This window comes from Ruegeria sp. CL3 (assembly GCF_056536505.1).
On record NZ_JBQFPT010000005.1, the window covers coordinates 166,987 to 181,765 of the forward strand.

At 58.9% G+C, this 14,779-nt stretch carries 9 protein-coding genes; 6 read left to right on the forward strand and 3 right to left on the reverse strand.

Annotation, left to right across the window (positions count from 1 at the left end):
* Nucleotides 1–11: 11 nt before the first annotated feature.
* Complete coding sequence (gene mtnA, locus ACR0NO_RS09080; RefSeq protein WP_480723718.1) at nucleotides 12–1,112, forward strand: S-methyl-5-thioribose-1-phosphate isomerase; 1,101 nt, start codon at nucleotides 12–14, stop codon at nucleotides 1,110–1,112.
* Between the two features lie 27 nt (nucleotides 1,113–1,139).
* Nucleotides 1,140–3,173, forward strand: coding sequence for a bifunctional aldolase/short-chain dehydrogenase (locus tag ACR0NO_RS09085; protein WP_480723719.1), 2,034 nt, complete (start codon nucleotides 1,140–1,142; stop codon nucleotides 3,171–3,173).
* Nucleotides 3,174–3,246: 73 nt separating this feature from the next.
* Here the strand turns inward: ACR0NO_RS09085 and ACR0NO_RS09090 are convergent, their stop codons facing one another.
* The 3 genes from ACR0NO_RS09090 to ACR0NO_RS09100 all read right to left on the reverse strand — a co-directional run bounded on the left by ACR0NO_RS09090 (nucleotide 3,247) and on the right by ACR0NO_RS09100 (nucleotide 9,235).
* A complete protein-coding gene (locus ACR0NO_RS09090) occupies nucleotides 3,247–6,036 on the reverse strand; it encodes a bifunctional aconitate hydratase 2/2-methylisocitrate dehydratase (RefSeq protein ID WP_480723720.1) in 2,790 nt (929 codons plus the stop codon).
* A 152-nt stretch (nucleotides 6,037–6,188) separates the two neighbouring features.
* The gene (locus ACR0NO_RS09095) at nucleotides 6,189–7,496 is read right to left on the reverse strand and encodes an HlyD family type I secretion periplasmic adaptor subunit (RefSeq protein ID WP_170678075.1); all 1,308 of its coding nucleotides are present in this window, start codon (nucleotides 7,494–7,496) and stop codon (nucleotides 6,189–6,191) included.
* Nucleotides 7,493–9,235, reverse strand: a complete 1,743-nt coding sequence (locus ACR0NO_RS09100; protein WP_480723721.1) for a type I secretion system permease/ATPase — start codon at nucleotides 9,233–9,235, stop codon at nucleotides 7,493–7,495. The genes ACR0NO_RS09095 and ACR0NO_RS09100 overlap by 4 nt, the downstream gene beginning before the upstream one ends.
* A gap of 273 nt (nucleotides 9,236–9,508) precedes the next feature.
* Between ACR0NO_RS09100 and ACR0NO_RS09105 the strand changes: the two genes are divergently transcribed.
* The 4 genes from ACR0NO_RS09105 (at nucleotide 9,509) to ACR0NO_RS09120 (ending at nucleotide 14,776) form a co-directional block, all read left to right on the forward strand.
* On the forward strand, nucleotides 9,509–11,089 hold the full coding sequence (locus ACR0NO_RS09105; RefSeq protein WP_480723722.1) for an ABC transporter substrate-binding protein: 1,581 nt from the start codon (nucleotides 9,509–9,511) through the stop codon (nucleotides 11,087–11,089).
* Nucleotides 11,090–11,179: 90 nt separating this feature from the next.
* Nucleotides 11,180–12,745 carry an ABC transporter substrate-binding protein gene (locus tag ACR0NO_RS09110; protein WP_480723723.1) on the forward strand — a complete coding sequence of 522 codons (1,566 nt, stop codon included), beginning with the start codon at nucleotides 11,180–11,182 and terminating at the stop codon, nucleotides 12,743–12,745.
* Nucleotides 12,746–12,851: 106 nt separating this feature from the next.
* Entirely contained in the window at nucleotides 12,852–13,829 is a 978-nt protein-coding gene (locus ACR0NO_RS09115) for an ABC transporter permease (RefSeq protein WP_170483132.1), read from the forward strand.
* Complete coding sequence (locus tag ACR0NO_RS09120; protein ID WP_209253049.1) at nucleotides 13,826–14,776, forward strand: ABC transporter permease; 951 nt, start codon at nucleotides 13,826–13,828, stop codon at nucleotides 14,774–14,776. The genes ACR0NO_RS09115 and ACR0NO_RS09120 overlap by 4 nt, the downstream gene beginning before the upstream one ends.
* Nucleotides 14,777–14,779: the final 3 nt, after the last annotated feature.

Here is a 14,779-nt window from a genome sequence, read left to right on the forward strand (position 1 = left end):
GAGGGCAGAAGATGAAGATAGGCGGTGTTCACTACCACTCGATCTGGCGCGACGCTGAAAGCGGCGAGGTCAGGATCATCGACCAGCGCTGGCTGCCGCATGATTTCCGGATCGCCATCCTGTCCTCTCTGGCCGAGTTTGAGGCCGCGATCCGCGAGATGTGGGTGCGTGGTGCACCTCTGATCGGGGCGACCGCTGCTTATGGTATGGCGGAGGCGATGTCTCGGGACCCGTCTGATCAGAGTTTTGAACATTCAGCCTCGGTGCTGAACGCGACCCGCCCAACGGCGGTGAACCTGAACTGGGCGTTGCAGCGCTGCCGGGAGGCCCTGCTGCCTCTGCCGCCCGATCAACGTGCCGCCGCAGCCTGGGCGCTGGCGGACGAGATCTGCGAAGAGGATATTGAGATCAATCGCCGGATCGGAGAACACGGGCTCGCTTTGATCCGCGACATCGCTGCCCGCAAACCAGCGGGTGAGCCGGTGCGATTGTTGACCCATTGCAATGCCGGGTGGCTGGCCACCGTAGATTGGGGCACTGCGACCAGCCCGATGTATCAGGCGCATAACGCTGGCTTGCCGATCCATGTCTGGGTTGATGAAACGCGCCCCCGGAACCAAGGGGCCTTGACCTCTTGGGAGCTGGGAGAACATGGCATCAGCCATCAATACATCGTCGACAATGCAGGCGGTCACCTGATGCAGCATGGTCTGGTCGATCTGGTGATCACCGGGACGGATCGAACAACCTCGACCGGTGATGTTTGCAACAAGATTGGCACCTATCTGAAAGCTCTGGCCGCGCATGACAACAATGTGCCGTTTTATGTGGCCTTGCCCTCACCCACCATCGATTGGACGCTGCGGGACGGTGTCGCCGAGATCCCGATCGAGGACCGTTCGGACCGCGAAATCTCGCACGTGTTTGGCATGACAGAGGACGGCATTGGAGAGGTCTGTGTCGTCCCCGATGGCTCGGCTGTGGGCAACCCGGCCTTTGATGTTACGCCGAACCGTCTGGTCACCGGTTTGATCACCGAGCGGGGCGTTTGTGACGCCAGTGCCGAAGGTCTGGCGGCCATGTTCCCTGAAAAGGTTGGCCAAGCCGCCTGAGCGCAGAACGACAAGGATACCAAAGACATGATCGAAAACATGTATAAGGCGCAGGCCGCCGCAGACTGGCGTGCGGCTGCCGGCGCCGATCCGGCTGATCAGGAATTGTCAGAGCGGGTCTACACTTCGCGCCTCATCGGTCAGAACCCGGATCTGCTGATGCATGGCGGTGGCAATACCTCGGTCAAGCTAGAGCGCCCCGATCTGTTCGGCGAGATGCGGCCGGTTCTGCACGTCAAGGGCTCGGGCTGGGATCTGGACACGATCGAAGCGCCCGGACTGCCCGGTGTCTGGCAAGAGCCGCTGTTGAAGCTGCGCGCGCTCGATAAGCTGTCGGATGAAGACATGGTGAACTATCAGCGCTCAAGCCTGCTGAATTCGGCCTCGCCCAACCCGTCAGTGGAAACGCTGCTGCATGCCTTCCTGCCACACAAATACGTCGATCACACCCACGCGACGCCGTTTCTGATCCTCGCCGACTTGCCCAATGCCGAGGAGGTCTGTCGCGAGATTTTCGGCGACCGGCTGGGGATCGTGCCTTACATCATGCCCGGTTTTAGCCTCGCGAAAGCAGCGGCGGATGTGTACGACGCCAACCCTGATGTTGAAGGGCTGCTGCTCCTTAAACATGGTCATTTCGCCTTTGGCGCCACCGCGCAGGAAAGCTATGACAAGATCGTTCAGCATACCAATGAGGTCGCGGACTATCTCGGCCTGACAGACCTGACGCCAATTGGTGAACGTCTGCCTGCCAACGGGCTGGACATGTTGCCCGTCTTGCGTGGCGTGATCGCTGAGGTCACTGCGGATCAGGACAGTCCGATGCCTGTCTTTGATCTGAGAAATGGCCCCGCGACACATGCGTTTATGGCGCGCGGCGATGTGGACGCGCTGGCGACTCGCGGCATGGCCTCACCGGATCACGTGCTGCGTACCAAGGGCTGGCCGCTGGTGCTGAAACAGGCGGACCTAACCGACCGAGAGAGCATCAAGGCCAAGGTCGAAGCCTTCGCTGTGGATTACCGCGCCTATTTCGACCGTCAGGCCCCTCAGGCCGCGGAACCCAAGACCATGCTGACCCCTGATCCCAAACATGCGTGGATCGAAGGGATCGGCGTGCTGGGGATTGGGGTGAACGCTAAGGCGGCCTCAGCCTCGGCTGATCTTGCTGAACAGAACATCCGCGTGCGCGCTGTCGCAGAAGATGGGGGCGGGTTCTATCCCATCGGTGAAAAGGACATGTTCGATTGCGAATATTGGTCGTTGGAGCAAGCAAAGTTGGGCAAAGGCACCCCTCCGCCGTTTCAGGGCCGGGTCGTCATGGTGACCGGAGGGGCAGGCGCGATTGGTCTGGCTACCGCCAAAGCCTTCGCCGCCAAAGGGGCGAATGTCGTTCTGGTGGACCGGGATCAAGCGGCTCTGGATGCCGCCCTATCCCAGTTGGGTCGCTGGCATGCGGCCTGCGCGCTCGACATCACGCAAGCTGACGCTGCCGAAACCGCGATGACCGCTGCGGTCACCGCCTTCGGGGGGCTAGATATTCTGGTGTCCAATGCGGGTACGGCCACAGGGGGCGCTCTGGTCGAGCTGGCGGATGAAGCCTTCCGCGCGGCTTTCGAGTTGAACTTTTTCGCGCATAAGGCCTTTGCCACCGCCGCTGCCAAGCTGATGCAGGATCAGGGGCGGGGTGGACAGATTCTGTTCAATATCTCAAAACAGGCGGTCAATCCTGGTCGCAACCTTGGGGCCTATGGAACCCCCAAAGCCGCCACGATGTTCCTGATGCGGCAACTGGCGCTGGAACTGGCGGGGTCTGGTATTCGGGTCAACGGGGTCAATGCCGACAAGATACGTTCGGGTCTGCTGACGGATGCGTTCATCAAGGAACGCGCCGCCGCGCGTGGGGTCAGCGAAGAGGTCTATATGGGCGGCAACCTTCTGGGCCGCGAGGTTGAGGCGCATCATGTCGCCGAGGCTTTTGTCAATCTGGCCTTGATGGAGCGTACCACGGGACACGTCATCACAGTCGACGGTGGCAATACCGAGGCCGAACTGCGCTAGCTTCGCCCCCAAAAAAACCACTGCGCGCGACCGATAAACGGCCGCGCGCAGGAAAAACGTGTCAAATGCGTCGTTAGAAATGCGCCGATTGAGTGGCCGGGTTTTTCGCAACCGGCGGGGCGAACTTGGTCAGGTCGATCCCTTCAACCGAGGCTTTGTATTCCTCGATCGTGGGCGTCCGGCCCAGAATGGCCGACAGGACAACAACCGGGGTCGAGGCCAGCAGCGATTCACCCTTCTTGTCTGGCGCATCTGCCACGACGCGGCCCTGGAACAGGCGGGTCGAGGTGGCCAGAACCGTGTCGCCCTTGGCGGCCTTTTCCTGGTTGCCCATGCACAGGTTACAGCCGGGACGTTCGAGATACAGGATGTTCTCGTACTCAGTCCGCGCCTTTTCTTTCGGGAACAGGTCATCGAATTCGAAGCCTGAGTATTTCTCAAGCACTTCCCAGTCGCCTTCTTCCTTCAACTCGTCGATGATGTTGTAAGTCGGGGCTGCCACGACCAGCGGGGCCTGAAACTCGACCTTACCGGTTTCCTTTTCAAGGTTCTTCAGCATCTGGGCCACGATCTTGATGTCGCCCTTATGCACCATACAGGACCCGACAAAGCCCAGATCCACATGCTTTTCGGCATTGTAGTACGAGATCGGGCGGATCGTGTCGTGGGTATAGCGTTTCGAGACGTCGGCGTTGTTGACATCCGGGTCGGCGATCATCGGTTCAACGATCTGGTCCAGATCGACGACAACCTCGGCGAAATATTTTGCGTTGTCATCGGGGCGCAGCGCTGGCTTTTCGCCCGACTTGATCTCGGCAATGCGCGCATCGGCGATGTTGATCAGCTTTTGCAGCATGCCGTTCTCATGCTCCATGCCTTTGTCGATCATGATCTGGATGCGCGACTTGGCCAGTTCCAGCGAACCGATCAAGGTCTCGTCATTCGAAATACAGACCGAAGCCTTGGCCTTCATCTCGGCAGTCCAGTCGGTGAAGGTAAAGGCTTGGTCGGCCAGCAGCGTGCCGATGTGAACCTCGATCACGCGGCCTTGGAACACGTTGTCGCCATGCTGTTCCAGCATTTGCGCCTGAGTGGCATGCACTACGTCGCGGAAATCCATATGCTCGGCCATTTTGCCTTTGAAGGTCACCTTGACCGATTCAGGGATCGGCATCGAGGCCTCACCTGTGGCCAGCGCCAAAGCAACAGTGCCCGAGTCGGCCCCGAAGGCCACGCCTTTGGACATACGAGTGTGGCTGTCGCCGCCGATGATGACCGACCAGTCATCCACGGTGATGTCGTTCAACACCTTGTGGATCACGTCGGTCATCGAATGGTAGACGCCCTTCGGGTCACGCCCGGTGACGAGGCCGAAGTCATTCATGAACTTCATCAGGCGGGGGGTGTTGGCTTGCGCCTTCGCATCCCACACAGAGGCCGTGTGACAGCCGGACTGATACGCCCCATCGACGATGGGTGAGACAACGGTTGCCGCCATCGACTCAAGCTCTTGCATGGTCATCAGGCCGGTTGTGTCCTGTGAGCCGACGATGTTGACCTTGACGCGCACGTCCGATCCGGCATGCAGAGTTTTGCCGGGTGTGGTTCCAACGGCGTTCTTGTTGAAGATCTTTTCAACCGCTGTCAGGCCCTGGCCCTCGTGGCTGATTTCTTTCGACGGAGCAAAGACCAGCGGCGCTTCGACGCCCAGTGCCTCGGCTGCGAATGTCTGCAGTTTCTTACCAAAGACGATGGCGTAGGAACCGCCTGCCTTCATGAATTCAACCTTTTGCGGCGTGAAGGACGAGTTCACGTCGACCAGCTCTTCGCCATCTTCGCTCAGCAGTTTGTGGTCTTTGGTGTTGATCTTCAGAACCGTACCAGTGGCGACCGAGTACTTCTCTTCCAGGATCGGGTTGCCGTCATTGTTGAGGATTGCGTTGCCATCCTCATCTACCTTTTTGACCCAGTTCTTCAGGTCCAACCCGATGCCGCCGGTCACGCCGACGGTGGTCAGGAAGATCGGCGAAATGCCGTTGGTGCCTGCAACGATGGGGGCGTAGTTGACGAAGGGCACATAGGGGCTGGCTTGTTTGCCGGTCCATAGCGCCACGTTGTTCACACCCGACATACGGGACGAGCCCACACCCATGGTGCCTTTTTCAGCGATCAGCATGACGCGCTTGCCAGGATGCTTCAGCTTCAGCGCTTCGATCTCTTGTTGTGCGGTCTCGGATATCAGGCATTTACCGTGCAATTCACGGTCCGCGCGCGAGTGTGCCTGATTGCCAGGCGACAGCAGGTCGGTCGAGATGTCACCCTCGGCGGCGACATAAGTGACGACTTCGATCTCTTCGTCGATGTCGGGCAGTTTGGTGAAGAACTCGGCTTTGGCGTAGCTTTCAAGGATATCTTTCGCGACCGCATTGCCTGCATCGAGCGCAGCTTTCAGCCGGTCTGTATCCGCGTCATAGAGGAACACCTGAGTCTTCAGTTCCTCAGCCGCCTTGCCCGTAATTGTCGCATCGTCGCCCAATGCCAGATCCAGCAGAACCTTAACCGAAGGGCCGCCTTTCATGTGCGACAGCAGCTCGAATGCGAAATCCTGCGAGATTTCTTCGACATCGGCCTGACCCAGAATGATCTCTTTCAGAAACGCTGCCTTCTCACCCGCGGCGCTGGTTGTGCCAGGCAGGGTATTGTAGATGAAGAAATGCAGCGAGTCCGCGCGGTGTTCGTTTTGAGAGTCGCGGATCTGGTCGATGATCTCTTTTGTCAGGGCACCGTCGTCGACGGGTTTGGGGTTCAACCCCTGCTCTTTGCGTGTTTCGATCTCGGCAAGGTAATCTGTATACAGGCTCATGGCTATCCCGACGTATTGGCGTTAGAAGGTGCTTGAGGTCCCGGTCTCAGACATGGATCTGACGCCCGGATCTTCTTTGTATGCGGCGGTATACTAAATCAGATGGGATTGCAAGTCACGACCCTGGGACAGGTTGCCCCAGGCGCGATGTGTTACTCCCGGAACGCCCGCGTGAAGTAGTCGGTCAGCGGCTTGGTCAGGTAGGACAGCGGGGTACGCTCATCCGTTTTGATCATTGCCTCGACCGGCATGCCCGGCAGAAGAGTTTGCCCATTCAGGCGATCCAGCTGACCGTCATCAGGGACCAGTTCAGCCCGATAGAAGGTAAAGCCTGTGCCCTCGTCGGTGAATGTGTCCGCTGAGACATTGATAACATGGCCATCCAGTTCCGGGGTTTCCCGCTGGTTGAAACTGGGAAAGCGCAGGGCGACCTCTTGCCCACGAAACAGCTGGTCCACATGGATCGCATCGACCTTGGCTGCCACTAGAAGCGGCGTATCCTGAGGCACCACATACATCATCTGTTCAGCCGGTTGGATGACCGACTGCAGGGCGAAAACCTGACTGTCATAAACGGTTCCAGAAACGGGCGCGCGAATATCCAGACGCGAAAGGCGCTCGGTCAGCGAGAGGCGTCGTTCAGCAAGCTCGGCGATGCGCGTCTGTGCGTCACGCAGCGTTGTGATCGCTTCTTCCCGGCGGGCCGCGTTCAGCTCCAATATCTGGATTTCGGTCGAGGCGATCTGCCCTTTGAGCCGGGCGATGGTCGCCTCGAGCCGCCCGATGGCACCGGTCAGGTTGGCCTCTTCCCGTTGCAGGGCAGAAACACGGCTGGCTTGTGTCAGGCCGCGCTCCAGCAGGTTTTCCTGATCCTTCAATTCTTCACTGATTAGCTCAACCTGTGCGCGCGCTGCGGTCAGTTGTGCTTGCGTACCGTCAATCTCGCTTTCGATTTGGGTCTTTTGCCGATTTAACTGTTCGGTTTTCTGCGCCAGAGTTTCTGCGCGGGCGTCAAACAAGCGCTGCTGACCAGCGATGAGGTTGGGACTGATAGATTCCCGATCTTGAACCTCGCGCAGTTTTGCTGCCAACTCCTCGGAGGTGGCGCCATCGCGTTCCGCTTCCAGCCGGGCCTGACGGCTGAGCAGTTCGAACAATTGCGTCTCGACCACAGTCTTTTCCGAAGCCAGAAACGTATCATCCAGACGCAGCAGAAGTTCACCGCTTTCCACCAGATCCCCATCGCGCACAAAAATCTCACCGACGACCCCGCCATCGGGATGCTCTACCACCTGACGGTTGCTTTGCACCTCGATCACGCCTTGTGAGATGATCGCACCGGCCAGTTGGGTTCGAACGCTCCAGATGCCGATGCCCACAACAAGGATGAGCAGCGCAAAAAAGCCCACAGTTGCGGGGAAGGTTATGCGCCAACTGCGGCGCGCAGGAGGGTTGCTCATTTCTCACCCACTTTATTGAGGTGTCGTTTGATCGCACCGGCATTCTGGACCATCGAACCCAGAACCTCGTCCCGGCTGCCTGCTTTGACGATCTGGCCTTTCTCGACCACAATCAGGTCATCACATTCCGAAATCGCTTGCGGGCGGTGCGTCATGATAATCGCGGCCTTGCCACTTTTCTTGAGGCTGCGCACCGCGCGGTTCAGCGCTTCAGTGCCGTCGGCATCCAGGGCCGAGTTCGGTTCGTCCAGGATCAGCAGAACAGGATCACCATATAGCGCCCGGGCAAGCGCGATCCGTTGTTTCTGACCGCCGGACAACTGGCTGTCATTGCCTTCTAGAAAGGTGTCGTAACCCTTCTCCAAAGACATAATCAGCTCATGTGCGTTGGCCTTTTTGGCGGCGGCGACAACAGCGGCGTCATCGGGTTGTTGCGACATCCGGGCGATGTTCTCAGTTACCGTTCCGTTGAACAGTGTGACCTGCTGCGGCAGGTAACCGATGTAGTGGCCCAGATCATCTGCGGCATATTGGTCCAGTGTCGCGCCACCCAAGCGAATCTCACCCGCTGCGGGGGTCAGCAGACCCAAAAGCGCCTTGGCCAGAGTTGTCTTGCCCGAGCCACTTTTGCCGATCACACCCAGCGCCTTGCCGGGTTCCAATAGCAGCGAGGCATTGCGCAGGGTTGGCTTTTGAACGCCGGGCGGAATGACCGTCAGCCCTTTTGCGACGAGACGCGCCTCGGGCACCGGCAGCTTGGTTTTGGCCTGCTCGGGAGGGGTTTCATCGAGGAAGGTGCCAAGACGAGACCATGCGGTTCGCGCGTTTTCGATCAGCCCCCATTGGCCCACCGCCATTTCCACAGGTGCCAAAGCGCGGCCCAGCAAGATCGAACCTGCGATCATGGCCCCTGCTGTCATCTCGTTGCGCAACACCAGCCAAGCGCCAAGCGCCAACATCGCGGATTGCAGGAACAGGCGCAGCGATTTGGTCAAAGACGTGAAACTGCCGGTCCAGTCGCTGGCCGAGATGCTCTGTGACAAGGCGCTGCTGCGCTGTGTCAACCAGCGCTGCGCAACGTCGCCCTGCATGCCTTGCGACCGTACAACTTCGGCGGCTTGCCGCGCTTGTTCCGCAAAGGCATTGGCCCGGCCTGAGGCAACCTGCGCCTCGGCCACTTTCTGTTTGGTCAGGATCTGGTTGAGCAAGGCGATGACGATCAGCAAGCTACCACCAGCAACCGCCAGCCAGCCGAGCAACGGGTGAAACAGGAAGATCGCGGCCAGGAAAACAGGCGTCCACGGGATATCCATAACGGCGAGGAAAACAGGCGACGCGCAAAGCGACCGAACGGCCTCCAGATCGCGCAAGGCCGTTGCTGGTGCCGAGCGGATCTGTGGATACAGTGCCCGCCGAATGGTTCCGTCAAAAACCCTCTCGTCCAGCGAGGATTGGAACTTGGCCCCGAACCGCGCCACAATCCGGCCGCGTGCGTAGTCCAGCATGGCCATTAGGCCGTAGAGCAGCCCGACCAGCAGAAACAGCGCCGTAAGCGTCTCGACCGAGCGCGAACTGAGAACCCGGTCATAGACCTGCAGCATAAACAGCGGCCCGGTCAGCATCAGCAGGTTGACGAAGATGCTGAATAGAAACGCGACACCCAGAAACGATACGCTCTGGTTGCGCACGCTCTGAAGCTCTCGCCTCGGGTTGGGCGGTTTGCGGTTTGTCTGTTTCAAATCAATGTCCCCGACACGATGTCCAGCCTGATGCGGCTACGTTTTTTTACCGCGAACCGAGTCTCGAAGAAAGAGTTAGGGTATGCAACTCGATCGTCAAAGGACCAGCGAAATCCGGCCAAACGGCTAAAATCTGGCAGGTTCCCCTAAGGTCCAGCACCCCAATTAGGCATTGCAAGTTTCAGAATGATTTGGATTATCAAGGGCACGTTGATCGCGCTTCGTTGATCACCCGCCATCCGAGCGGGTTAAAAAAGAATTGGGGAGATTACAATGAAAGTGAAACACTTGCTGGTCGCAGCCAGTGCCATGGCCCTTTTGGCTGGTACTGCCTCTGCGGAAACGCTGCGCTGGGCACGCGCGGGCGACTCGCTGACGATGGACCCGCATGCCCAGAACGAGGGTCCGACCTCGGCCATGGCGCATCAGATCATGGAAACGCTGGTGATGCGCGACCATTCCGGGGCGCTTGTGCCGTCGCTGGCGACCGAGTGGGCCCCGTCTGAGGAAAACCCGAACGTATGGGTGTTCAAACTGCGTGAAGGCGTGACCTTCCATGACGGCGCTGAGTTCGACAGCGAAGACGTTGTCTTCTCGCTCAACCGCGCGATGACGCCGGATTCCGACTACAAAGAGTTGCTCGCCTCGGTCAAAGAGGTGCGCGCGCCGGACAAATACACGGTTGAGATCGAAACCGACGGTCCGAACCCGATCATGCCTAACAACCTGACCAACATGTTTATGATGGACAAGGCCTGGGCCGAGGCGAACAACGCCGTGAAGGTGCAGGACTATGAAGGAGGCGAGGATACATTTGCCGCCAAGAACGCAAACGGTACTGGCCCGTACAAGCTGGTCAGCCGTGAACCGGACGTGAAAACCGTCCTGACCGCGAACGAGAACTACTGGGGCAAGGATGAGTTCCCCCTGGAAGTGACCGAGATCATCTATACCCCGATCCAGAACGCCGCGACCCGGGTTGCTGCTTTGCTGTCGGGGGAGGTCGATTTCATTCAGGACGTCCCCGTTCAGGATCTGGCCCGCGTTGCGGATACCGATGGCCTGGACGTACGGACTGCGCCTCAGAACCGGGTGATCTTCTTCGGCATGAACATGGGTGATGCGGATCTGGGCTCGGACAATGTGGACGGGAAGAACCCGCTGGCCGACGTACGAGTGCGTCAGGCCATGTCCAAGGCCATCAACCGGGATGCCATCAAGCAGGTCGTTATGCGCGGCCAATCGGCCCCTGCTGGCATGATCGCACCGCCTTTCGTGAACGGTTGGGATGAGGGCATGGACAGTTCCTCCACGACCGATATCGAAGGGGCCAAGGCGCTGATGGCCGAGGCCGGATATCCGGATGGGTTCTCGATCACGCTGAACTGCCCCAACGACCGCTATGTCAACGACGAAGCGATCTGTCAGGCTGCCGTTGGCATGCTGGCGCAGATTGGTGTCACCGTGAATCTGGATGCCAAACCCAAGGCGCAGCATTTCCCGCTGCTCTCGAACCTCGAGACCGACTTCTACATGCTGGGCTGGGGCGTTCCGACCTACGATTCCGAGTATATCTTCAACTTCCTGGTGCACACCAAGGGTGAGAAATACGGCTCGTGGAATGCGACCCGCTACAACAACCCAGAGTTGGACGCCAAGATCCAGGGGCTGGCCTCTGAAACGGACCTTCCGAAGCGCGACGCCCAGATCGCCGAAATCTGGCAGGTGGTGCAGGACGATCAGCTGTATATCCCGATTCACCATCAGGTGCTGAACTGGGGTATGAGGTCGAATGTCGGCACAATTGTTGAGCCGGAAGATTCGCCGAAGATCAAATACTTCACCATGAACTAAGGTTCAGGATCCAAGACAGGGCAGGGCGCAGACCAGCGCCCTGTCATTTGGTGTTTCACGACTGTTCACCCAAAACAGAGAGGTATCGCCATGACCTTCAAGGCAACAGCCATCGGTTTGGCCTTTTTGGCCGCAAGCGCTGCTCAGGCAGCCGAGTTCAAATGGGCCTCGACCACCGATCCACAGACCATGGACCCGCATGCCGTCAATTCGGCTGCTGTTCTTGGCTTCCTCAACAATGTCTACGAAGGGCTGGTCCGCCGCGGCAAGGACATGAGCGTTGAGCCTGCTTTGGCCACCAGTTGGGAACCGATTGGAGACGGCGAAGGCTGGCGGTTCGCCCTGCGCGAGGGCGTGACGTTTCACGATGGCAGCACATTCGACGCGCAGGACGTTCTGTTCAGCTATCAACGCGCCTCGGACGAAGTTTCGGATACCCGCAGCTGGTTTGCACCGATCAGCGAGGTCAAGGTGGTCGATGACTACACCGTCGATTTCATGACCACTGCACCCAACCCGTTGTTCCCGTCGTCCATCGCAAACTGGATGATCATGGATCAGGGCTGGGCTGAGGCGAATGAGGCGGCTCTGCCCGACAAGGAAACCGGGAATTACGCGACGCTGAACGCCAACGGCACCGGCGCGTTTCAGATCACCGCGCGTGAGCCCGGTCTGCGCACTGTTCTGGAGCCTTTTGAAGATTGGTGGGGTGAGGCAGAGCACAACATTGCCCGCGCCGAATTCAACCCGATCCAGAACTCTGCTACCGCTGTCGCGGCCTTGCTGTCCGGCGATGTAGATATGATTGAGCCCGTTCCGATTCAGGACGTGGCGCGCCTTCAGGGCAATGACGAGGTCGAGGTCATTCAGGGGATTGAGGCCCGCGTGATCATGCTGGGCTTTGATCATCAGGCCGAGGCTCTGAAATACACCGACGATGCTGGCAAACCCAACCCGTTCCGGGATGCGCGTGTGCGCCAGGCCGTGGCGCATGCGGTGAATGTCGATGCCATCCTCGCCACGATCATGCGCGGCAATGCCGAGGCGGCCTCACAGCTCGTAAGCCCTGCCATGAGCGGTTACTCGGCGGCCAATGCAGAGCGCCCCGCATACGATGTCGAGGCCGCAAAGGCCTTGTTGGCCGAAGCTGGATACGCGGATGGATTCTCGTTCGGCCTCAAATGCCCCAATGACCGCTATCTGAATGACGAGGCCGTCTGTCAGGCGATTGTCAGCATGCTCGCGCAGATCGGCCTAACAGCCGAACTGGACGCGATGCCGGTGCGCAACTACTGGCCAGAGCTGCGCGAAGACAATTACGACATGTACCTGCTGGGCTGGAGCCCGGGCACGTTCGACGCCGAACACCCCGTGCGCTTTCTGGTCGCGACACCCAACGAAGAGAAAAAGCTGGGCAGCTGGAATTTCGGAGGCTTCTCGAACGCGCGTGTCGATGAACTGCTGCCGCAGATTCAGTCCGAGCTGGACGAAGGCGCCCGTCAGGCCATGCTGGACGAGGTCACCAGCATCATTCAGGATGAGCAGGTCTATGTCCCGATGTATGTGCAACCTCTGGTCTGGGGGACGCGCAGCAATATCGAGCTGACCCAACGCCCGGATAACTTCTTCATCCTGCGGTGGGTGACCGTAAACTGACAACGCTGTTCAAGGGGCCGGGTCGTTCTGGCCCCTGTTTCGTTAGCGGTATCTTGACCATTTGGTCAGACGCGGCTTAGACAGGCCGATCAACCGGGGATTCTGAATGTTCGCATATATTGTTCGAAGGATGTTCCAATCCGTGATCGTTTTGCTGGTCGTGGGTCTGGTCGCGTTCTCGATGTTTCGTTTTGTCGGCGATCCGATCGACAACATGCTGGGTCAGGAACGCACACAGGCCGATATCGACCGACTGAGGACGGAACTGGGTCTCGATCAGCCATTCATCGTGCAATACGCCAAGTTCCTGCAAGGCGCGGTTCAGGGCAATTTCGGAGTGTCCTACCGTCAGGGCCGTCCGGTCTCGACCATCATCGCTGAACGTGCGCCCGCGACGTTGGAGCTTGCCTTCGTTTCAGGCTTTCTCGCCATCACCATGGGCATTGCGCTGGGCGTCTTCACCGCGATCCGACGACAAGGGGTGGCGGCGAATATCATCATGACAGTCAGTCTGATCGGGGTCTCTCTGCCTACCTTCCTGATCGGGATATTGCTGATCTACATCTTCTCGGTCGAACTTGACCTCTTACCCAGTTTCGGCAGGGGTGAGACAGTCATGATCGGAGGCTGGTCAACTGGGTTTCTGACCACCTCGGGCCTGAAGGCACTGATCCTGCCCGCGATTACGCTGGGCCTGTATCAGATGACCTTGATCATGCGTCTGGTGCGGTCAGAGATGCTTGAGGTCCTGCGCGCCGACTACGTCCGTTTCGCCCGCGCCCGAGGGCTTTCGGACAGGGTGATCAACTTCCGCCACGCGCTGAAAAACACGCTGGTGCCGGTGATTACGATCACAGGTCTGCAATTGGGCTCGATCATCGCTTTTGCCATCATCACTGAGACCGTGTTCCAATGGCCCGGCGTCGGACTGCTGTTCATCAACGCGATCCAGTTCGTCGATATTCCCGTCATGGCCGCCTATTTGATGCTGATCTCGGTAATGTTCGTGACGATCAACCTGATCGTCGATCTTCTCTACTATGCCATTGACCCGCGCCTGCGTGTCGACGCGAGGGCCACATGACCGAAACGATCGAAACCCCGCAACCCGCCTCCAAGTCGCGCTTTGCAAAAGCGTGGGACAGCGATTTCGCTTGGTCATTCCGGCATTCGCCCGTGGCTGTCATCGCCTCGGCCGTTGTGCTGATCCTTGTGTTTTGTGCCATTTTCGCGCCCTTGATCGCGCCTTACAATCCATTCGATCCGGCGACTTTGAACCTGATGAACGGCTTCACACCGCCGGGCACACCGAATGCGTTTACGCAGGAGACCTTCCTGCTGGGCACGGATGATCAGGGCCGGGATGTGTTCTCGACCATACTCTACGGGCTGCGCATTTCCTTGTTCGTGGGGGCTGCCGCCGTATTGCTGGCTCTGATCATCGGAGTCGTTCTGGGGCTGGTCGCGGCCTATTTTGGCGGCTGGGTCGAGACGTTGATCATGCGGATCGCCGACGTTCAGCTGACCTTTCCAGCCATTCTGGTCGCTATGCTGATCTTTGGCATCGCCAAAGGCGTGACCCCGCCGGAATATCGCGATGAGATGGCAATCTACGTTTTGATCATCGCCATCGCCTTGTCAGACTGGGTGCAGTTTGCGCGCGTCGTCCGCGGGGCTGCTCTGGTCGAGAAGAACAAGGAATACGTGCAGGCGGCGCGGCTGATCGGTCGCGGTTCGATCCCGATCATGTTCCGTCACATCCTGCCTAATGTCCTCAGCCCGGTTCTGGTCATCGCGACCATCTCGCTGGCATTGGCCATCATCGCCGAGGCGACGCTGAGCTTCCTTGGTGTAGGTGCGCCTCCAACCCAGCCTTCGCTGGGCACGCTGATCCGTATCGGGCAGGGGTTCCTGTTCTCAGGAGAGTGGTGGATTCTGTTCTTCCCTGCCTGCACCCTTCTGGCCCTCGCTCTGTCCGTGAACCTGCTGGGCGACTGGCTGCGCGATGCGCTGAACCCAAAACTGCGGTGATTT